Annotated in this window: 18 protein-coding genes and 5 pseudogenes; 16 read left to right on the forward strand and 7 right to left on the reverse strand. The window is 41.2% G+C overall.

The window, feature by feature from the left end:
- The first annotated feature begins 4 nt into the window (after nucleotides 1–4).
- The 9 genes and pseudogenes from hisF (at nucleotide 5) to AC56AD_RS02650 (ending at nucleotide 7876) form a co-directional block, all read left to right on the forward strand.
- Entirely contained in the window at nucleotides 5–775 is a 771-nt protein-coding gene (gene hisF / locus AC56AD_RS02610) for an imidazole glycerol phosphate synthase subunit HisF (protein WP_012507350.1), read from the forward strand.
- On the forward strand, nucleotides 762–1409 hold the full coding sequence (hisH, locus tag AC56AD_RS02615; protein ID WP_012507351.1) for an imidazole glycerol phosphate synthase subunit HisH: 648 nt from the start codon (nucleotides 762–764) through the stop codon (nucleotides 1407–1409). Before hisF ends, hisH begins: the two co-directional genes overlap by 14 nt.
- Nucleotides 1402–2436 (forward strand): Gfo/Idh/MocA family protein, encoded by a 1035-nt coding sequence (locus tag AC56AD_RS02620; protein ID WP_041526390.1) that lies wholly within the window; start codon nucleotides 1402–1404, stop codon nucleotides 2434–2436. Before hisH ends, AC56AD_RS02620 begins: the two co-directional genes overlap by 8 nt.
- On the forward strand, nucleotides 2433–3137 hold the full coding sequence (locus tag AC56AD_RS02625) for an acylneuraminate cytidylyltransferase family protein (protein WP_012507353.1): 705 nt from the start codon (nucleotides 2433–2435) through the stop codon (nucleotides 3135–3137). The genes AC56AD_RS02620 and AC56AD_RS02625 overlap by 4 nt, the downstream gene beginning before the upstream one ends.
- A complete protein-coding gene (locus tag AC56AD_RS02630; protein WP_012507354.1) occupies nucleotides 3134–3937 on the forward strand; it encodes an SDR family oxidoreductase in 804 nt (267 codons plus the stop codon). The genes AC56AD_RS02625 and AC56AD_RS02630 overlap by 4 nt, the downstream gene beginning before the upstream one ends.
- Nucleotides 3931–4494, forward strand: coding sequence for an acyltransferase (locus tag AC56AD_RS02635; RefSeq protein WP_012507355.1), 564 nt, complete (start codon nucleotides 3931–3933; stop codon nucleotides 4492–4494). The genes AC56AD_RS02630 and AC56AD_RS02635 overlap by 7 nt, the downstream gene beginning before the upstream one ends.
- A gap of 24 nt (nucleotides 4495–4518) precedes the next feature.
- Nucleotides 4519–5799, forward strand: coding sequence for a glycosyltransferase family protein (locus AC56AD_RS02640; protein WP_012507356.1), 1281 nt, complete (start codon nucleotides 4519–4521; stop codon nucleotides 5797–5799).
- Complete coding sequence (locus AC56AD_RS02645; RefSeq protein WP_012507357.1) at nucleotides 5792–6478, forward strand: FkbM family methyltransferase; 687 nt, start codon at nucleotides 5792–5794, stop codon at nucleotides 6476–6478. Before AC56AD_RS02640 ends, AC56AD_RS02645 begins: the two co-directional genes overlap by 8 nt.
- 265 nt (nucleotides 6479–6743) lie before the next feature.
- Nucleotides 6744–7876, forward strand: a pseudogene (locus tag AC56AD_RS02650) (IS630 family transposase).
- Between the two features lie 123 nt (nucleotides 7877–7999).
- Here AC56AD_RS02650 and AC56AD_RS02655 read toward each other — a convergent pair.
- Complete coding sequence (locus AC56AD_RS02655; RefSeq protein ID WP_049759876.1) at nucleotides 8000–8263, reverse strand: transposase; 264 nt, start codon at nucleotides 8261–8263, stop codon at nucleotides 8000–8002.
- A gap of 191 nt (nucleotides 8264–8454) precedes the next feature.
- Between AC56AD_RS02655 and AC56AD_RS02660 the strand changes: the two are divergent.
- A pseudogene (locus tag AC56AD_RS02660) lies at nucleotides 8455–9822 on the forward strand (IS1182 family transposase).
- A gap of 305 nt (nucleotides 9823–10127) precedes the next feature.
- Here the strand turns inward: AC56AD_RS02660 and AC56AD_RS02665 are convergent.
- Nucleotides 10128–10307 carry a hypothetical protein gene (locus AC56AD_RS02665; RefSeq protein ID WP_083765343.1) on the reverse strand — a complete coding sequence of 60 codons (180 nt, stop codon included), beginning with the start codon at nucleotides 10305–10307 and terminating at the stop codon, nucleotides 10128–10130.
- A gap of 163 nt (nucleotides 10308–10470) precedes the next feature.
- Here AC56AD_RS02665 and AC56AD_RS02670 point away from each other — a divergent pair.
- Both AC56AD_RS02670 and AC56AD_RS02675 read left to right on the forward strand, forming a co-directional pair.
- A pseudogene (locus AC56AD_RS02670) lies at nucleotides 10471–12175 on the forward strand (IS5 family transposase).
- Between the two features lie 457 nt (nucleotides 12176–12632).
- Nucleotides 12633–13787: a hypothetical protein gene (locus tag AC56AD_RS02675; RefSeq protein ID WP_012507360.1), complete on the forward strand. Its 1155-nt coding sequence runs from the start codon at nucleotides 12633–12635 to the stop codon at nucleotides 13785–13787.
- 540 nt (nucleotides 13788–14327) lie between these two features.
- On the opposite strand, the pseudogene AC56AD_RS02680 reads toward AC56AD_RS02675, so the two are convergent.
- From AC56AD_RS02680 to AC56AD_RS02695, 4 genes and pseudogenes are all read right to left on the reverse strand, one after another.
- Nucleotides 14328–14505: pseudogene (locus tag AC56AD_RS02680) on the reverse strand (IS1182 family transposase); the annotation flags it as partial.
- A gap of 4 nt (nucleotides 14506–14509) precedes the next feature.
- A pseudogene (locus AC56AD_RS02685) lies at nucleotides 14510–15743 on the reverse strand (ISAzo13 family transposase).
- A gap of 71 nt (nucleotides 15744–15814) precedes the next feature.
- Nucleotides 15815–16063 (reverse strand): transposase, encoded by a 249-nt coding sequence (locus tag AC56AD_RS02690; RefSeq protein WP_223293963.1) that lies wholly within the window; start codon nucleotides 16061–16063, stop codon nucleotides 15815–15817.
- A 20-nt stretch (nucleotides 16064–16083) separates the two neighbouring features.
- Nucleotides 16084–16431 carry a hypothetical protein gene (locus AC56AD_RS02695; RefSeq protein ID WP_223293964.1) on the reverse strand — a complete coding sequence of 116 codons (348 nt, stop codon included), beginning with the start codon at nucleotides 16429–16431 and terminating at the stop codon, nucleotides 16084–16086.
- Between the two features lie 12 nt (nucleotides 16432–16443).
- Between AC56AD_RS02695 and AC56AD_RS02700 the strand changes: the two genes are divergently transcribed.
- The gene (locus AC56AD_RS02700; protein WP_083765302.1) at nucleotides 16444–16776 is read left to right on the forward strand and encodes a transposase; all 333 of its coding nucleotides are present in this window, start codon (nucleotides 16444–16446) and stop codon (nucleotides 16774–16776) included.
- Here the strand turns inward: AC56AD_RS02700 and AC56AD_RS02705 are convergent.
- Nucleotides 16773–17027 (reverse strand): hypothetical protein, encoded by a 255-nt coding sequence (locus AC56AD_RS02705; RefSeq protein WP_150085564.1) that lies wholly within the window; start codon nucleotides 17025–17027, stop codon nucleotides 16773–16775. The genes AC56AD_RS02700 and AC56AD_RS02705 overlap by 4 nt on opposite strands.
- Before the next feature lie 81 nt (nucleotides 17028–17108).
- Between AC56AD_RS02705 and AC56AD_RS02710 the strand changes: the two genes are divergently transcribed.
- From AC56AD_RS02710 to AC56AD_RS02720, 3 genes are all read left to right on the forward strand, one after another.
- Complete coding sequence (locus AC56AD_RS02710) at nucleotides 17109–17270, forward strand: hypothetical protein (protein WP_190274013.1); 162 nt, start codon at nucleotides 17109–17111, stop codon at nucleotides 17268–17270.
- A gap of 357 nt (nucleotides 17271–17627) precedes the next feature.
- Nucleotides 17628–18893, forward strand: coding sequence for a glycosyltransferase family 4 protein (locus AC56AD_RS02715; protein WP_012507361.1), 1266 nt, complete (start codon nucleotides 17628–17630; stop codon nucleotides 18891–18893).
- Nucleotides 18894–19047: 154 nt separating this feature from the next.
- Entirely contained in the window at nucleotides 19048–20241 is a 1194-nt protein-coding gene (locus tag AC56AD_RS02720) for an O-antigen ligase family protein (RefSeq protein WP_012507362.1), read from the forward strand.
- The last annotated feature ends 143 nt before the right edge of the window (nucleotides 20242–20384 follow it).

Here is a 20384-nt window from a genome sequence, read left to right on the forward strand (position 1 = left end):
GGCCTTGAGAAATATTCGTTTAATTGCCCGACTTGATATCAAAGGCCCAAATTTGATCAAGGGGATTCATCTTGAAGGATTGCGTGTGATTGGTTCGCCTAATGAATACGCATTGCGCTATTATCAGCAGGGAGTGGATGAACTGATTTATATGGATTGTGTTGCAAGCCTTTATGATCGTAACCATTTGGGCGATATTATCAGATCAGCGGCTAAAGATATTTTTGTACCAATGACTGTTGGTGGCGGTATTCGATCTGTTGAAGATGCTACCCAGATTTTACGTTCTGGAGCTGATAAGGTGGCAGTCAATACTGCTGCTGTTGCGAACCCTAAGCTTATCAATGAAATATCTCGCCGTTTTGGCAGTCAATGTATGGTACTATCAATAGAAGCTAAGGAGGTCGGCAAGGATCGATGGGAGGTTTATACAGATAATGGGCGTGAACGCACTGGATTGGATGTCATTGCATGGGTGAAAAAAGGTGTAGCTATGGGGGCTGGTGAAGTTTTACTGACATCGGTTGATCGTGAAGGAACAAGGAAAGGTTTTGATACCGCATTGGTTAAGGCTGTAACTGCAGAAGTTTCTATTCCTGTAATTGCCTCCGGAGGTATGGGAAAACCAGAAGATTTAGTAGGTGTTGTGAGCGTTGGTGGTGCGGACGCGGTTGCTATGGCTGATATACTTCATTATAATCGTGCTGGTATTGGTGAAATAAGAAATGTGGCTAAAGAAACTGGTATGGGAGTGAGGTACTATGAGGGGTACTAATGTTACTGTTATTGATTATGGTGTTGGTAATCTTCTCAGTGTGCAGCGCGGTCTTGAGCACTGTGGAGCAAAGGTTACTATAACAGCCGACTCAAACGAAATTCTGGCGTCAAATAAAGTAGTGCTTCCTGGAGTAGGTGCTTTTGGCAATGCGATGAATGCTCTTGAGATGCTTGGATTGGTTACTGTTTTGCGTGAAATTGCATATCGCCAAACGCCTTTGCTTGGGATTTGTCTTGGTATGCAACTGCTTATGATGGAGAGTGAAGAATTTGGTATTACTCCAGGTTTAGGTTTGATTCCGGGTAGAGTGATTCCAGTGCCTGTAGAAACCATCTCTGGCGAACTTCAAAAAATTCCGCATATTGGGTGGTCTGCATTATACCCATCTATCGTACTGAATGATTGGAATGGAACATTATTACAAGAAAATCGTCCCGGGGAGGCTGCGTATTTTGTTCACTCATTCATGGCGGTTCCCTTTGCATCTGAAGATCGGATTGCTGACTGTATTTATGGGGGGCATCAAATACCGGCAGTGATTGGTCGGAATAATATAGTAGGCTGTCAGTTTCATCCAGAAAAAAGTGGTGAGGTAGGGTTGAAGATTCTTAGAAGATTCTGTCTTGATTAACCGCATCCTCATCGTGGGCCTCGGTAGTATCGGTACTCGACACTTGACGATAGCGAGAAATCTATTTCCTGAAGCAGATATAAGGGTTTTGCGCCATCAAGTTTGCCTCTCAATTCCTGAATATGCCGATGGATGTTTTTCAATTATTGACGAGGCGATTGCTTTTTTACCTCAGATTGCGGTTATTGCCAACCCTGCGCCATTTCACGTTACTGTGGCCCAGCAATTAGCAGTGAAGGGAGTACATCTGCTCATTGAAAAACCACTATCATCATCAATTGGTGGGGTTACTCAATTGATAGAAACCTGTCACAAGAAAAGAACAGTTTTGCAGATCGGGTATAATCTCAGATTTCTACCATCACTTCAGCGCTTCAGCAATTTCCTTCTCGATAATGTAATCGGAAGGGTTTTATCCGTTCGTTGCGAAATTGGCCAATATTTGCCATCCTGGCGTCCGGATACTGATTACAGACAAAGGGTATCTGCACGACGTGAACTTGGCGGAGGAGCACTGCTTGAACTCAGTCATGAACTTGATTATTTGCGTTGGATTTTTGGCGAAGTTGAATGGGTAAATGCCACACTAAGCCACCAAAGCACCCTTGAAATTGACGTTGAAGATACCGCACACCTGATTCTTGGTTTTGTGTCCGCAGATGATAACTTTCAGCTTATTGGTGCAGTCAACCTTGACTTTATCCGTCACGATACGACGCGAAGTTGCACAGCCATTGGTGAAAATGGTACTCTTCGTTGGAATGGTTTAACGGGTGTGGTGGAACTGTATGAAGCGGGTGGAAAAGAGTGGCGTGAACTATTTCATTACCCACACCAGCGTGATTACAGCTATCAGGCAGAATGGCAAAATTTTATAGATTGTATTAACGAACATAATACGCCATTGGTTACGGGTGAGGATGGTCTAAAGATTTTGGAAATTATTGAAGCGGCACGGATCTCAGCAGCTTCTGGTAGGCTGGTAACTGTAGCAGCAATGGCCGCAACTGATCATATTATTTCATGAAAGCAATCGCATTTATCTTCGCCCGTGGTGGTTCCAAAGGTTTGCCCGGCAAAAATATCCGTCCCTTAGGTGGAAAACCATTAATTGCGTGGTCCATTGAGCATGCACTTACTGTCAATCGGATTAAAAGGGTTCTTGTTTCCACTGATTCTGAAGAAATTGCAGCAGTAGCGCGTGAGTATGGCGCCGAAGTACCCTTTATTCGGCCAGCAGAACTGGCGCATGACAATAGCCCTGAGTGGCTCGCTTGGCGTCATGCCCTTAATTATTTGCTTGAAACAACAGGTGTATTGCCTGAAATAATGGTCACTGTACCAACCACAGCGCCCTTGCGGATGGTGCTGGACATCGAAAACTGCCTTAATGAATACGAAAAAGGCGATGCTGATATGGTCATCACCGTTACCGAAGCCCACCGAAGCCCATACTTCAATATGGTAAAAACTAACACAGATGGTACCGTTGGGCTGGTTAACCCGCCGCAATCAGCCATTGCCCATCGACAGGAAGCACCAGTGGTTTACGACATGGCTACAGTCTGCTATGTAGCGAGCCCTAAATTTATAATGACTCATAATGCTATGTTTGACGGCAGGGTCAAGGCGGTACAGGTGCCCGCAGAACGTGCGATCGATATTGATACTTTGCTTGACTTTCAGATTGCCGAATGCCTTTTAAAAATAAGAGAACAGAAACAGTGAGTACCATAAAAGAACTCATGAACCTTCGAGGTCGCCGTGCATTGATTACCGGTGCAACAGGATGTCTTGGTAAGATGATGGCAGATACCTTGGCCGAACTGGGCGCTGATTTAGTGTTGGTTGATAGACCAAAATCAGATTTTGAAACACTTTGTACAACCCTGACTGAAAGATGGGGTGTTAACGTTGAGCACTATTTTTGTGATCTTGAACTTCAAGAGCAGCGCAAAGAATTAATAGCCTTGCTAAAAAGTGAAGGCAAAGGTCTCAACATCCTCATCAATAACGCAGCATTTGTTGGCACCTCTGACTTGCAAGGATGGGCAGTTCCGTTTGAAGAACAAACCGTCGAAACCTGGCGTCGCGCATTGGAAGTCAACCTTACAGCCATATTTGACCTTTGCCAAGGTCTGATGTCTTTGCTCAAGGCTGCTGAGGGTGCCAGTATCATCAACATCGCATCAATCTATGGTGTATACGGCCCAGACTGGAGCCTGTATGAAGGTACCAGCATGAGCAACCCGGCAGCCTATGGCGTGTCAAAAGGCGGTCTCATTCAATTCACCCGATGGTTGGCAACTACCATTGCCCCCAGTGTTCGCGTAAATGCGATATCGCCTAGCGGGGTATTCAGAAACCAGCCTGAAGCATTTGTTCAGCGGTATAAAGCAAAAACACCGCTGGGTCGTATGGCAACCGAAGATGATTTTCGTGGCGTTGTTGCATATTTGGCGAGTGATATGTCAAAGTATGTGGCCGGGCAAAATATTGCGGTTGATGGGGGTTGGGGAGTATGGTAACTATTACAGAACTACTCAAAAGAATTAGATATTGGAGTTATGCAGACCGCATTGGACCTGATATATTGCTAACGCATTGGCGCTTATATTTTAAAAGTTCAATGAAAAAACTTTGTAAAAATAAATTTAAAAGTTTTGGAGATAGTGCTGAATTTAGACCGGGGGCATATGCTGAGGCATGTTCTAAAATTGAAATTGGAAATCATGTGGTAATACGGCCCGGAACATTTTTATTTGCCGACCCAACAGTGGGTGGTGGTGGAATTATTATTGAAGATAAAGTATTAATTGGATGCGGAGTGCATTTTTATACCAACAACCATAAGTTTTCTGATGTAAATAAGCCGATATTTGACCAAGGCTATCCTGAGTCTAATACATCTAATTCAATTATTCTAAGAAGTGGTTGTTGGATTGGAGCTGGTGTAATAATTCTTCCAAATGTCGTGATTGGAGAAAATGCCGTAGTGGGAGCTGGTAGTGTAGTTACAAAATCAATCCCTCCAAGAGTCGTTGTTGGGGGGAATCCGGCAAAAATATTAAAAAATCTATATTGATATATTTGAAATAAATATTTATTTATGGAATTAAAAATTCTTTTGGTAATAAATAAGCCGAACAGAGAGCTTTCAATTATGGATTCTATTAAAAAGGAAATAATATTATTTTCCCCAAAAACGTCTGTAGAAATTATAGAAAGATACCGTACTGGGTTTGTTTCATTTGTATTTAGCTATAGGCCAGATGTAATTTTAACATTTCCTTTTACTGGTATTGGATTATCCGAAATGTTTTATTTATTTAAGGTTTTGTTGGGCTCTAAAATAATATGTTTTAGGACAGAAGGTGTAATTGATGTGGAGTCTGAATATAATTTAAAACTTGCAACTGGAGCGGATACTTATGGGAAGAATCTTGTTGATTTAGAAATATTTTGGGGTAATAAAGTAAGATTAGCTGTCGCCAGTGAGTTGGTTAAGCAAAGAAAACTTTCCTCAATAGATCGAGCGTTGGTTGTTGGTTATCCAAGAATTGAAAAGTATTTCGATGTTGCATCTAACAAAAGAGTTCTTCCAGAAAGAATCAAGTTTAAATTTAGCGCTTATGATAAGAGCAATATTGTTTTATTTGTGACAGGTTTTCATTTGGCAAATTATTCTAGGAATGATCTAATAAATGCTGGCGATTTGCACACAGACACAATGATTGATTTGTTGGTTAAAAGTGTAGAGGTTTTAAAGGAATATCGTTCGGAGTGGATTGAAAATATAATTCATACTGCGGAAAAATATCCTGATTTATTATTTGTTGTAAAAAAACATCCAATAGAAAAAAAGGAAGATTACTGTAAATTTCAAGAAATAAAAAATATATTGCATGTTTATGAAGATATTCAGGTAAACGACATTATTGAATTTGTTGGTTTGTTTGTTCATTACGGATCAACAAGTCTAATTGATGCGTATTTATCTAATACACCGTCATTATATGTATATTCAAAAAAAAATAATGAATGGTTTTCTGAACTTTCATGGTTTTCGGATTTGGGTTGGCCATCATCTGCAAAAGTGAGTGTTTCAAATATTACCCAAGCTATAAAAAATTATATAGAAGGAAAAATTATATTTAAAGTGACTCCTGAAATAAAAAAAATAATGAAGGACTATTTTAATATTGAATATGGATATAGATATGAACCATCAAAAGAGATAGCTAAAATCTTACTTTCTAATAATTCGGTACAAAAAATTAATATTTTTGATAAATATTTATATAAATCTTTAATTAGTATTATTCCAAGAGCTCTGTATAATTATCTTGTTGGTCTTTTGAAATTAAGAATAGGGATTAATTATGATTAAAAGATTGGTTAATCGGATTAAACAGCGAAAGTATAATAGTCTTAATCAGTTGGATCGACAGTTGGAAAAGTATGTTGACTATGATGATGGATATTTTGTAGAAATAGGTGCCAATGATGGTGTGGCTCAGTCAAACAGTTTATACTTCGAAAAATACCGTGGATGGCATGGTATGCTGATCGAACCGTCTCAAAATAATTTTATTAAATGCAGAAAAAACAGATCATTGCAAAGTACTATTTATTGTGCTGCCTGCGTTGCATTTGACTACAAAGAAGAGTTTGTTCGAATGGTTTACTCCAATCTTATGTCAACTGCACTTAGTATAGATAGTGATATTCTGGACCCGGAAGCGCACGCAAAATCTGGGCTGCGACATTTACAGGAGAGTGAAATATTGTTTGAGTACGGTGCGATAGCTCGCAAGTTGAATGATTTGCTCAATGAATCACATGCACCCAAAGTAATTGATTTCTTGTCGCTAGATGTGGAAGGATCCGAACTGGATGTATTGAAGGGGGTAGACTTTAAAGAATATCGTTTTAAATATATCTTGGTAGAGTGCAGAGATTTTGATCGTATGAACCAATATTTGTCGTTAATGAATTATCGCTTTTTAAAAACTATGTCTATTCATGATTATTTGTTTACTTCTGAGACGAAATCCGAGCTTCAGTAAGCAGGCCGCATCTGACTCTGGAACAGCAAAAGGTTCTTAGCGTGAATTATTATTGTATAAGGGCCCTTTGTTGAATTTAATGGGTTGAAGTGAAAGCAGAATACTTCACAATACAGTAGGAAGGTTAAGATTGCTACGATAAAATAATGTCTTTGTTCGGTAACTATCGAAGCTGTTAAAGACCCTTGACTAGTGTCATGTCATGCGTATAAAGACGCATAAAAGTGTTATCTTATTCTTCATAATCACCCAACCATATTTGACTATGAAGAAGTACAAAGTGACCCTGACTCAAGAAGAACGAAAGGAACTGGAAGCTCTCAGCAACAAAGGAAAACGCGCGGCTCAAACGATGCTGAATGCCTTGATTTTGCTTGCTTGTGATGAAGGCGAATACCAGATTGAACGCTCAATAAATGAAACCATTGCTAGCGTTCTGAATATCAGCATGAAAACGATAGACCGGGTAAAAAAGCGATTTATAGAGGAGGGTTTTGATGTGGCCCTCACAGGAAAAGCCTCAACACGAGTGTATTGCAGGAAAGCAGATGGGGACTTTGAAGCTCATTTGGTAGCCCTGAGCTGCTCAGCCGCACCTGAAGGGCATAAACGGTGGACCCTTAGATTATTAGCAGATAAGGTAGTCGAACTGGACTATGTAGACAATATTTCCTATGAGACCGTCCGAAGGGTTTTAAAAAAAACGTCATTAAGCCTTGGAAAAAGGATGGATGGATAATTCCACCGCTCAGTGATGGGAATTTTGTGGCACATATGGAGATGGTGCTGGACGTTTAAAAGCAACCTTATGATCCACTGTACCCGGTTGTCTGCATGGATGAATCAGCAAAGCAGTTGATTGCTGAAACAAGAACACTGATACCGGCAAGAGCTGGGCAGTTGGCCAGATATGATTATGAATACAGCAGGAATGGTACCTGTAATATTTTCATGGCCAATGAACCGTTGGTTGGAAAACGGATGGTTCAAATAACCACAAACAGAAAAAGACCTGACTGGGCAAAATTCCTTGAAGAGATAGCCAATCAGTATCAGCATGCAGAACGGATTACGCTGGTGTTGGACAACCTCAATACGCATGAGTCAGGCTCATTATATCATACATTTAAACCAAATAAAGCAAAGGAGTTATTGGACAGGTTCGAGTTTGTGTATACCCCAAAACACGGAAGCTGGCTGAATATGGCAGAGATAGAATTGAGAGTTTTGACGACTCAGTGCTTGAACCGTCGCATTGAGACGATTACAGAAGTCAAGTCGGAAGTTGCAGCATGGGAGATGGAACGAAACAATAAAAATTCCAAGATAAATTGGCGTTTTACAAACGAAAAGGCGAGGATCAAGCTGCTACGCCTTTATCCGACAATTGAGGAGTGACATGACACTATGCCATTAAGCGATCATCAAAAAGTTATTACGTAATCAGTACCAAAACCAGCTAAGATTTTTCGAACATCTTCTTCAAGGTTTTTTTCATTTCGCGTCTTGAATTCCATCAATTCATACTTCACCTTGTGCCAATACTTTTTCAATTCGATTGAGTTCTGGACTGTAAGGTGGCAAGAAATAAAGAGTCAGCCCCTTTTGAGCCAGCACCTTTAACATCGGTTGAACCGCTTTCGCTTTATGGAATGACGCATTGTCCAGAATGACCGTTAAAGGTTTACCCACGTAGTTCATCAGCAGACCAAGAAAGCCGGTAACTATAAGTGAATCTGTTGTTTGCCACAGCGCAACTGAGAACAAATCACCCGTTGAGAGCATGGCTCCGATTACATTCAGGCGTTTTCCCCGGTTGGCGTCAATCTTGTGACATTTGCCTATTGGACTCTAGCAGCCTGTCGGATTATCCAGCAGCACGAAATCGTAAAAATAGTCTCATAAGCCTTTTATAATAAACAAGATAAGTCGTATATTGCTTGCATCATAATCGCTTAACTATCCACTGAAAAGCAATGCATTCCGACTTTCTTTCAGCCGATCGAGATACACTCTACCTTTTGCCGCAATCTGTTCAGGATTGGCTGCCGGTCAATCATCTCGCACGCTTTGTTGTTGATATTGTTGCCCAGCTTGATCTTACTCCATTAAGAGACGCCTATGCAGGCAGAGGCTGCAAAGCCTATGATCCGGAAATGTTGTTAAGCCTCCTCTTTTACGGTTATGCCACCGGAACCTTTTCAAGCAGGAAGCTGGAACTTGCCTCTTATGAATCCATAGCGGCCCGCTATATCACCGGAAACAGTCATCCGGATCATGACACCATAGCAAATTTCCGGAAACGTTTTCTTGCTGAACTGAAACCATTCTTTATCCAGATTTTGACTCTTGCCCATGAAATGAACATCCTCAAGATCGGCAAGATCAGTCTTGATGGTACCAAAATCAAGGCCAATGCTTCCAAGCATCAGGCACTGAGTTGGGGTCATGCCTGCAAACTTGAAAAGCAGTTGAAAGCGGAAGTTGACTCCCTGCTTCGTCAGGCTGAACAGGCCGATCAGTCAGCAATCTCGGACGGGATGAGTATTCCTGAAGAGCTTGAACGCCGTGAAAAACGGCTTGAAGCTATTGCCAAAGCAATGCTTGAAATTGAACGTCGAGCTGAGGAGCGATATGTAAAAGAACAAGCTGAGCATGAGGAGAAACTGGCAGAGCGTGAACGGAAAGCGCAAGAGCGTGGTAAAAAAAGCAGAGGCAAAACACCGAAAGCACCAGAGCCTGGAGTGAGGAATCGTGACCAGGTTAATTTGACAGATGAAGAGTCACGAATCATGCCAGTATCGGGAGGCGAATTCATGCAGGCCTATAACGCTCAGGCGAGTGTTGATCTCGATACCATGCTGATAGTCGGAGTTCATGTTACCCAACATACAAATGATAAACTTGAGCTTCGGCCCGCTCTTGAAGAGCTGAACAAACTGCCTGCAAAGCTGGGAACGTAAACCGAGGTGATTGCTGACGCCGGATATTTCAGTGAAAAGAATGTTGGACTTTGTGAAAAAGAAACGATAACCCCTTACATCGCAGCAAGCAGAGAATCTCATAACCAGTCGCCTGCTGACCGCTTCAGCGAACCCGAGCCCATAGCAAAAGATGCTGACGCTGTAACAAAAATGAAACATCGATTGAAAACAAAGGACGGCAAGGCCGTCTATGCAAAACGCAAATGTACGGTTGAGCCGGTGTTTGGAGTCATCAAATCAGTGATGTGCTTCCGGCAGTTTCTGCTCAGAGGTATAGAAAATGTAAGAGGTGAATGGGATCTTGTCAGTATTGCGTGGAATCTGAAGCGAGTGAATGTATTACGTCAGATAATGGCATGAATATGGTGGTAAAAGCGCCTGATTGGCCCTATTTTGGTCTCATCAACAGAAAAAAGTACCGTCATAAATGACCAAAATCAAAAAATAAGGTTATGGACGATATCATTGTTTTTTTTGCCTAAAACGTCAATTCCGACAGGCTGCTAGGCGCTGCGGTTTGGCTGGGCCAGTGCGAAACCAGTCTCATCTACAAAGGCTAAGATCCTCTCATCGCGTTCGACTTCATCTTTCATCAATTCTATTTCTAACTGTGCTTGTCTAAACCGGACTTCATCTCGTTTTTTTAACCACAGGCGTGTACTTTTCTATACAAAACCAAGTGTTTTCAACGCATTAGTTACGGTACCAACGCTCACTTTTACATTGCACTCTTTCTTTAACCGAGCTACTATCGCTCGAGCTGTCAGTGCTTCCTTTTCCGTCCAAATCGTGATCTGTTCAAGGTGAATGGCGTTTAGTTTCGGAGGTGCACCGCTTCGATGTATGTCATATAAAGCGGCAAACCCCTTTGATAACCAGTTCTTACGTCGGGCCTACTGAATAAGTGCTAACGACATATTTTATATTGGATTAGGCTTTCATTTTTCGTATATTAGTGCAAGAAAAGCGATGGAAATAGCTCAAAAACCTTGCACATCGAAATTGGTTATGTATAAACCCAGGTTCCGGCAGCTCTCATTTGTTGATGAATTTTATCTTCCATTTGGCGGGAAACTCCAAGCCGACAATCGTTGGGTAAAATTGGCTAATGCCATTCCATGGTTTGCAGCCGAAGAGATTTATGCCAAAAATTTTACGGCAGCTAATGGCACACCGGCACTGAGTGTTCGCACGGCTCTGGGTTCACTGATTATCAAAGAGACCCTGAGTATTACCGATGAAGAGACTGTTGCTCAAATTCAAGAAAATCCCTATCTACAATTTTTTTGTAGGATTTACATCTTTTCAAAATGAAGCCCCATTTGATGCTTCGTTGATGACCCATTTTCGAAAACGGTTTACATCGCTTGATGTTGCAAATGTACAAGAGCATCTGCGCAACCAGTACCGTGAACTGCTTGAGAGACGACAGCAGCAGGAGCAGCAACAAAAAGAGAGTCGCAGAAATGGTGCTTCCAAGAGGATAGCTGCGGAAGCGACAAAAGGTAGAGCGGTTATTCCTGAGAACCCAATCGAAGCTGAACCAGAGCCTGCAATCAATGAAGCGCTTTCTGATAAATTAACACCTGATGCACCTCCGTTGGATGACGACATAGCAACTTGCTCATTGTCGGTTGAGGGTCCAGAAAACAAAGGTCAACTGATACTTGATGCAACGTGCGCCCCGGCAGATATTCGTTATCCGACGGATCTCGGCTTGCTCAATGATGCCCGCGTGAAAACGGAACAGATCATCGATAAACTCTATGCGCATGCTCCGGAAGGGATGAAAAAGCCACGCACGTATCGGAAAAATGCTCGGAAGGATTTTCTGAATGTGACAAAACTTCGCATGAAGCCAGCGAAAACCCTTCGCAAAGGTCTTCGCAAACAGTTGGGTTATCTGGGCAGAAATCTGAAAAGCATTGAAGCTCTTGCAGCGGAGGTGTCATTGAGCGTACAGAGTAAACAGTTATATGGTAAGCTGTTAGTCTGTTCAGAGATATATCGTCAACAGCGCGTTATGTATAAAACCAACAGTCACCAAATGAACGATTGGATTATCAGTGTCAGTCAACCGCATGTTCGTCCGATAGTTCGGGGCAAGGCAAGTGCGAAAACCGAATTCGGCATGAAACTGTCGCTGAGTGTTGTTGATGGATGGAGTAATGTGGAGAAAATGTCATGGTCGGCCTACAACGAAGGCAGTGATCTGATTGCCGAGATTACACGTTACTACGAGCGTGAGGGGTACTATCCTGAGTCCGTACATGTTGACAAGATCTATCGAAACAGAGCCAATCGCCAGTGGTGTAAAGTGCATGGAATCAGGATGAGTGGAGTCCCTCTTGGACGGCCGCCAAAGGACCCTGAAGTGAATGCTGAACGAAAGAGACTGACGCGGAAAGATGAGGGAATCCGCAACGCTGTTGAAGGAAAGTTTGGCCAAGGAAAGCGACGGTTCGGGATGAATCGTATTATGGCCAAGCTCGCTGGAACCAGTGAGACGGTCGTCGCGCTCATTGTTATGGTTATGAACCTGCAGAAACTGCTGGGGGTTCATTTTTTACGCCTTTTTGGATGTGTATGGTCGTTTATGATGGCCAAAAAAGCACTCTACAGCCTTCTGAGACCAAAAACGCAACAATTGGTAGCATTGGTCGATGCAATCAGCCTGGAAGCGAGATTTGTGCGGTTTTCGAAATGTTGCTAACCGATGGTTTGTTCAGCAAGCCCTACGTCGGTCATAAACCGTATCGATATTCAGGCCTTGCAACGCCACTATGGCCTTTGCTTTCAAGCCAGCGTCAAATTGTAACAGTGTTTGAGCCCGATGACGTGCTCGCCAATCACTCCGATTAGCCACAACTTCTTGTAGCTTTGCACGATTGCATGCAGATAATTCCAAGTCACTTAACTTCATGATTTACAGGGGCAGGGGTTTCTGTTTCCTTTCTTGCCCTTATATTACGGAAACAATTCTTGTTAACCGCTTAAATCTATGTTACGAATAATTTCTCCGAACAAACGAACAAACGCTTTTTCTTTGTAATGGAGGTCAATAGGCCATAAAATTGATAACTGTGCTTAATTTATAAAATTTGATTTCGCTTTTTCAAGTCTTGAATTGCTGTCCTTTTGGCATTAAAAATCCTCCTTCGCAGGGGATCATGAATAATTTATGTGAGAGTGGAGATTTTTTGGGCATGAATAATCTATTAGGAAAGAACTCAGTAGATTCAGTAAGAATCACATTTGGCATGATTGTTTTGAACGGAGAACCGTTTACGAGATATAACTTACTGAGTCTCTATCCTTGGGCGCATCAGATTATTGTTGTGGAGGGTGCATGCCGGACAGCCAAAGCAGTTGCAACGCCAGATGGCCATTCGATTGATGGGACACTTGAAACTCTTCGCTGCTTTCAGGGAGGAGAAGATCTTGAGCATAAGGTTATCTTGGTTAGTGCCTATGATGAGGGGTATAAAGACGGATTCTGGCCTGAAAAAACTGAAATGTGTCGGGCATTTGCTAGGCGTGCTACAGGAAACTATCTTTGGCAGGTCGACTCCGATGAGTTCTACAGAGAGCTGGATATGGAAAATATTATAAAGCTACTTGAGCAGGGAGTTGGACGAATAACTTTTCCGCAACACAGTTTTTGGGGAGGAATCGACTATATTAACAAAGGTATCGGGTTGGCAATATTTGACAGAGGGATTTCTGGAGCAAGAGTGTTTGCTTGGGGAGAGGGGTTTCAGTATAAAGAACATCGTCCTCCAACTGTGGTGGATAAAGAAGGCGAAAATGTTTCACTTCGTGGTGATGTGTCATCAGCAATAATGACTAAGAAAGGGATTTATCGATATCACTACTGCTTGGTATTTCCCTCTCAGGTTTTTTCAAAAGTGAACTATTACAGTGTTCAGTCACAAGAAAAAACCAATCAGGGTGGTGGGTTCAGTTCAACTATACTTTCTTGGCATGAATTAAACTTCAAGCAGATTACACATCCATTCAAATTGCATAATTTGCCTGAGCATCTTAGTTGGATTAGGCCATTCCGTGGTATTCAACCGGTACAAGTTGTAAAAATGATGGCCGATATACGTGATGGTTTTATTTCCAATGAGTTACGCCAAACTGTTGATATTAATATTCTCTTGCGTTCTAAGTATTATCGCATAGCTACCCTTGTGTTGGATAGAATAGTTATACTGGTCATGAGTCCTCTTTGTTATCCATTATTTCGGATTGGAATGAGTGTTAAATATAGGTTAAAAAATTATTCAAATAAATTATATAGAAAACTGATAAAGTATTAAGCCCTCATAAAAAGGTGAGTAGACCAGAGGAATATCACCTCCAGCCCCTCACAGAACTACATGGGAACCTCTCAGCTCATATAGCTACCATCATCCAGCCGTCGAAGTATACCCCGAGTTCCAATGTGAAAACAGCCTGTAGGAATTGCCGTTTTAGGAAAAGTATCAATGATATCGTCCATAAATTACAAGTCCCCTTATTTTTTGGGCTATTCGCGGATTTTAGTGGGAATAGAGTAAGAAAGAGTTGGTAAGGTGTAATATTGATTCATCGAATGAGTCAGAATGGATCCCTATGATGAAAGACATGTGTATGAAAATAAGCGATAGAAACAGCATCTTTGACGATTTAAGCAAGAAACAACTGAGGCGGTAACAAAATGCACAAAAACGAGATGCAGCTTTTTATAGCCTCGTCAAGGGTCTTTATCAGCTTCGAAAGCTACCGAACAAAGGCACTATTATATCGTAGCAATCTTAACCTCCCTACTGTATTATGAAGTATTATGGTTTCACTGCAACCCACTAAATTCTGCGGAGAGCCCACCGGCTCAACCGTACATTTGCGTTTTGCATAGACGGCCTTGCCGTCCTTTGTTTTCAATCGGTGTTTCATTTTTGTTACCGCGTCAGCATCTTTGGCTATGGGTTCGGGTTCGCTGAAGCGGTCAGCAGGCGACTGGTTATGAGATTCTCTGCTTGTTGCGATGTAAGGGACACGGTCATTGTAAAAATACCGATTGAGGTCTGATGCAGATATCCCACCAACGAAGGCTTGGTGAGCGCATCAGTCTTTTTTCCAGATTCTTTTTTTCCTTGCCACAGAGCTTGATACCCTTCTGGTATACCGTCTCCACCAGCATTGACCTTGCGGCTATCCCTCGCCAAATAAATTTGCAGGCACGATTTATGACGGTTGCTACACTCTCAAGGAGATAACCATTCCATGATTTTTCTAATCCTGCCCAGTAGCGTTCAATGTTGTTATACTTACTGTGATAGGGCGGATAGTAGATCAATCGAATACCAAGTCCGGTCATATCGGCAAAGCGGCCATCCGGTACAGAAATTGACTCCGCCTCCCACTACACTCTGGACCATTATCCATGTTGAGTACCAACTCTTTGACGTGAGAAAGTGCTTGCTTTCGCTCATTCCACCACAACTCAAGTCCATCAACCATAAAGTCACTGGTCTTGTTGCTTGTGCCAAAAAACAAGAACGATTTACCGCTGACTGGTTCCAGTATACCGCCAGGAACAAGCTTTTCCTTAGGTCGCATATCATGATCCCATGCTTCTACTGCTTTGAGTCCACGAGACTTTCCGCCTCGTGAATAGAGGCCTACATGCACTGTCGCTTTGGTGTCAATGCTGAGTCTTAATGTTTCAGGATCAGCATCTGCCTGCGCATTCATTTGCCTGACATTGTCGAAGATGGCATCTGTTTCTGCTGTTTTTTTTCGACTTTGGTTTTCTGAACGGTACGTAGACGGTAGTTTTGACGATTCAAAATATTTGAGAGTGTACGAACCGCAGGCAAAGATTCTTCTGGCCATCCTTCGGCAACAAGGGCATTATAAACGGCTTGAGCTGTCATGTTCGTATAGAGCAAGGTTGTTCGTAAACGGGGTTCTGCTTGACTGCATGGCTCCATTATTTTTCGAATGGATTCGAGCAACTTCGGATTTTTCTCTTCAAATTTTGGTTTGTGTCGTTCCGACAAATCATTAATACAGGCAATGCCACTCTCAAATTCCTTGATGCCTAATGCCACCGATGAACGATTCCAGCCAAATTCATCTTCTGCTACCCGAGGTTTACCGTTCAATATCGTCAGTACCACATCTCCCATAGCTTGGCGTCGTGCTGGCCAGGGTATTGAGGAAACCAGACGAACAATCAGTTCTGCGACTTCAGGTGCTATGTTGTTGCGATTCAGTGTAGATGGCTTCATGTGCAAGTTCTCTGGATGATGGGTTGCTTTTTGAAGACAAGATAAACGGGATTACGGTATACACCAAGTCCCTAAGGGGTTATCGTTTCTTTTTCACAAAGCTCAACATTCTTTTCACTGAAATATCCGGCGTCAGCAATCACCTCGGTTAACGTTCCCAGCTTTGCAGGCAGTTTGTTCAGCTCTTCAAGAGCGGGCTGAAGCTCAAGTTTATCATTTGTATGTTGGGTAACATGAACTCCGACAATCAGCATGGTGTTGACATCGACACTGGCCTGAGCGTTATAGGCCTGCATGAATTCGCCTCCCGATACTGGCATGATTCGTGACTCCTCATCCGTCAAATTAACCTCCTCACTCCAGGCTCTGGTGCTTTCGGTATTTTGCCTCTGCTTTTTTTACCACGCTCTTGCGCTTTCCGTTCACGCTCTGCCAGTTTCTCCTCATGCTCAGCTTGTTCTTTTGCGTATCGCTCCTCAGCTCGACGTTCAATTTCAAGCTTTGCCTTGGCAATAGCTTCAAGCCGTTTTTCACGGCGTTCAAGCTCTTCAGGAATACTCATCCCGTCCGGGATTGCTGACTGATCGGCCTGTTCAGCCTGACGAAGCAGGGAGTCAACTTCCGCTTTCAACTTCTGCAACAGACCGAGCCTCTTGAAAAACCGTTGCCCAAGAGAAGTCAACGTCATGGTGGCAATGCCATGAACTTTGACGTACGTACTGAGTTGTGCAACATTCTTGGGATTGATCTTACGGAGATCCATGGTATAGGGGCGACGCTTGTATTGAAGTTGATCGCAGAATGTGGTACCGATATGTCATGCTGGCCGACATCCAAGCACTTTACCTCATGGCAGTGCTTGGCTCCAGCCAACAAGATATCCGGTGGCAAGGTACTCTCTTCCAGAACAAGGAAGTCATCCAACCGAGTTTCAACGCTGCTCCGATTAGCGATTCCCGTTCTTGGCAAGACCGATAGTGCATTAGGGGGGATTTCTACCGAAGATTGGCAGCTCGATCAGGGAAGTCGTTAGTCATTACTGCGACGGCAAGAAAAATCGCTACGATCTTTTACAAAATCCTCAGATACGGCATCAAATATATCGATCCGGGTGCTGGTTATTATGATGAGAAGTATAAAGCTCGCACCCTTGAGGGACTTTGAAGAAGAGCCGATACCTTTTGGCTTTACCCTGCAAGTAATGCCGGTTACCGTGATGGCATAGTGGAGTTTTTTAGGAACAGATACCTCGCTGCTTGCGGCGGGAAGTTTCATTTTGCCCAAACGTCCAGTATATTTTAGAAACTGGATGGATGGCTGCGGTATCGACTACGTGCGTTGCAACTCAAGCAATGGCGACGGGGAATGACGGTATATCGTGAAGTACGGAAAATGGGTGCGAGTGAGGAACAAGCTTGGAGAGTGGCGATCAATGTGCGCCGCTGGTGGTACATGAGCCGCTACGAGATGAACCGTGTTATGCCCATTGCCTACTTCGATAAACTTGGTGTACCCCGACTCTCATGACCTCAACTACTCGAACCGCCCGGTGCGGTCCCGTATGCCGGGTGGTGTGGAAGGGGAATGGATAGGATTTCTGGCCCTCACCAATCCCGATTAGCTACACTTTGTATTAGTACCCCTCTACATGGGCGATGCCTTTATAAGTGAATAATTTAAAAAACGCTAAAAACACGGCACACCAATCTAAATTGATGACGATTGCAACTTGTCTAATTTAATTGGTTTACAATCTGACAGTAGTGATAGTGTTAGTATAAAAAAAGTAAATATCACCTAAGTGGTTATAAGTCTTTTACTCGAAGCTATGCCGCGATATAGTGAATTAATGAATCTTAACTTCATATATTATAGTAGAAAGTTATGCGAATTCTTTGGATTACAAATACATTATTTCCTGAGCCAAGTATTGCACTTTCTTTGCCTGTTCCTGTTGTAGGTGGTTGGATGTATGGACTTGCGGAAAATCTTGTCGCAAAAAAAGATATTTCTCTTGCTGTTGCTACGGTATACAATGATGATGGTCTTAAACGTATGGATTTGAATGGTATAGTATATTATATGTTGCCTTCTAAAAAACAAAACAGTTATCAAAAAAGCCTTGAGCCATTATGGAAAGACATAGTTTCAAGTTTTATGCCTGATTTAGTGCATATACACGGTACTGAATATCAACATGCTTTAGCCTGTATGCGTTCTTGTCCCAACGCACAATACTTAGTATCGATGCAAGGACTTGTTAGTGTTTATGCAAGATATTATTATGCTGATTTGAATGCTATTGACATCATTATGAATATTTCAATAAGAGATATTTTGAGATTAGATACCATTTTTCATGGAAAAAATAATTTTATTAACCGTGGTATATATGAAAAAGAATATATAAATCGGACAAAACATGTAATCGGTCGTACAACATGGGACCTTGCTCATACAAAGGCAATTAATACAACAGTGAATTATCATCATTGTAATGAAATTTTGCGTAAAAGCTTTTATGAAGCACCAAAATGGAGTTGTAAAAAAAAGAATGATTACACAATATTTCTAAGTCAGGCATCATATCCTATAAAAGGACTGCATCAAGTTTTAAAGGCTATTGCACTTCTTATTAAAGAATTCCCGCAGATAAGGTTGAGAGTAGCTGGTCATTCTATTATTAACCGTGGAACATTAATAAACAGACTTAAAATTGATGGCTATGGATCTTATATTAGACAATTAATAAATACGTTAAAGCTTTATGATCGAATTGTGTTCACTGGCCCTTTGGTAGAGGAGGAGATGATAAGAGAATACCTTCATGCTCATTTGTTTATATGTCCATCAAGTATAGAAAATAGTCCTAATTCTCTTGGTGAAGCTCAGATTTTGGGTGTGCCAACGATCGGATCTTATGTTGGCGGAATTCCAGATATGATTACCCATGGAGAAACAGGACTATTATATCGCTTTGAAGAAGTTGAAATATTAGCAGAAAATATAAGACGAGTGTTTACTGATCATAAATTCTCTCAGCGTATATCACAACAAGAAATAATAGAAGCTGAAAAACGTCATAGTAGGACTGCTAATTGCGATGAAACAATCAATATTTATGAAAATATTATTTTAAAAAATGTTTAGAGATGGTATTATTACCTTGCAGTATTTTGTTGTGTGTAGAATATATGTCAAAAAAATTATTTCTTTAATCTACTTTTTTTGACATATGCAATATATAACTCATTATAGCAGTAAAAACAAGTTGCCGATATTGCATAAGCATATAGGAATTAATATGTATTGGATTCAGGATGCTTGTTGGGTTTTGTTCCTTATTTTTCTTATGTGTGAAAGCGTTAAAGTTGTCGCTCTTTTTCGTTTAGTTCCTATTGCCGCTGGAATTGGTTTATATCTTATGGGAAGTCAAATATCACGCTATGACTATAGACGACTAATTATTTTTTTATATTTGAATGTTGCCGTATTACTCGCGGTTATACAGTCTGGTCGTTATGAGATATTGTTATTTTCATTTGTTCGCGCTTTTTTAGTGCCATTTTATGTTATTGTATATCTTTCACAGCGAGGGATAAGACGACAAACGTTGATTGTAATCGCGTTATCTGTGCTTCCACAGTTGTTTGTATATTTCACTGGTATAACATTTTCAGATTATCAACCGTATACATTTGCATTACAATTTTGTGGTTTAGCCGGTGACCCCAACTATCTTTCTTCATATTTGGTTATATCGTTGGGAGCACAGCTTGCTCTGCTACGCGAACCAGAATCTCGCGTCAATTTGTTTATCTGGATTATAATGGCCTTTATAACAGTATTTCTTATACTCATATCTGTTTCTCGAGCTGGTACAATGGCGATGATTCTCTCATTGGTAATATTTGCTTTTTCTTTCAAATACAAAAATCCTTACAGACAGTTTCTAATTATATCAGCGATATTGTATGCAACAATTAACATGAGTCCATTTGTCCTTGAACAGGCATCTTCTGATTCTATATTTAGTAAATTGTATAACAGATTTACGGTTGAGGGAGATTCATCTCTTCAAGAAAATTCAAGATATGGTGTCATGGAAAGGGGGTTTAAACAAATTTTTCAAAGAGGTCCGATAGAATATACTGATGAAAGCATTATTCTTGCACAAGAAGGAACTCTTATTCACAATACTTTAATTAGACTTGGTATAAGTTATGGTTGGTTGTCAGCTATTACCCATATCATTGTATGGGTGCTTGGCCTTTTGAGTTTAATTATATTATTTATACGTGAATTTTTTTTATATAAAAAATATGCCTATCATGTAAACATGGCACTATTACCTGTAATGTTACTTGTATTGCCATATTTCTTTGTTATTATGTCAATTCCTGCTTTAGAGCAGAATTTATATTGGGCACAGTTTGGGATGATTTTTACTTTTTTTTCTAACAAAAAAAGTAGTTTATACAATTATAAAAATGTATAGAATAGTAAATTAATATCTGTACGAAAAAGGCTCAATATTTAGCTTACATTTTTAAATGTTTTGGGCAATTCTTTCAGAGAGTTTATCATTTGAGAAAATATTATTGATGTTGATAAGATTTTATTAATCATAGTGTTATTATT

This window comes from Pelodictyon clathratiforme (genome assembly GCF_982375515.1).

Coding starts and splice junctions, on each gene's coding strand:
- hisH (WP_012507351.1), top strand. CDS start 762: ATGAGGGGTACTAATGTTACTGTTATTGATTATGGTGTTGGTAATCTT.
- AC56AD_RS02625 (WP_012507353.1), top strand. CDS start 2,433: ATGAAAGCAATCGCATTTATCTTCGCCCGTGGTGGTTCCAAAGGTTTG.
- AC56AD_RS02635 (WP_012507355.1), top strand. CDS start 3,931: ATGGTAACTATTACAGAACTACTCAAAAGAATTAGATATTGGAGTTAT.
- AC56AD_RS02640 (WP_012507356.1), top strand. CDS start 4,519: ATGGAATTAAAAATTCTTTTGGTAATAAATAAGCCGAACAGAGAGCTT.
- AC56AD_RS02645 (WP_012507357.1), top strand. CDS start 5,792: ATGATTAAAAGATTGGTTAATCGGATTAAACAGCGAAAGTATAATAGT.
- AC56AD_RS02655 (WP_049759876.1), bottom strand. CDS start 8,263: ATGCTCTCAACGGGTGATTTGTTCTCAGTTGCGCTGTGGCAAACAACA.
- AC56AD_RS02675 (WP_012507360.1), top strand. CDS start 12,633: ATGAATAATTTATGTGAGAGTGGAGATTTTTTGGGCATGAATAATCTA.
- AC56AD_RS02690 (WP_223293963.1), bottom strand. CDS start 16,063: ATGCCAGTATCGGGAGGCGAATTCATGCAGGCCTATAACGCTCAGGCC.
- AC56AD_RS02695 (WP_223293964.1), bottom strand. CDS start 16,431: ATGACGTTGACTTCTCTTGGGCAACGGTTTTTCAAGAGGCTCGGTCTG.
- AC56AD_RS02700 (WP_083765302.1), top strand. CDS start 16,444: ATGAACTTTGACGTACGTACTGAGTTGTGCAACATTCTTGGGATTGAT.
- AC56AD_RS02710 (WP_190274013.1), top strand. CDS start 17,109: ATGACGGTATATCGTGAAGTACGGAAAATGGGTGCGAGTGAGGAACAA.
- AC56AD_RS02715 (WP_012507361.1), top strand. CDS start 17,628: ATGCGAATTCTTTGGATTACAAATACATTATTTCCTGAGCCAAGTATT.
- AC56AD_RS02720 (WP_012507362.1), top strand. CDS start 19,048: ATGTATTGGATTCAGGATGCTTGTTGGGTTTTGTTCCTTATTTTTCTT.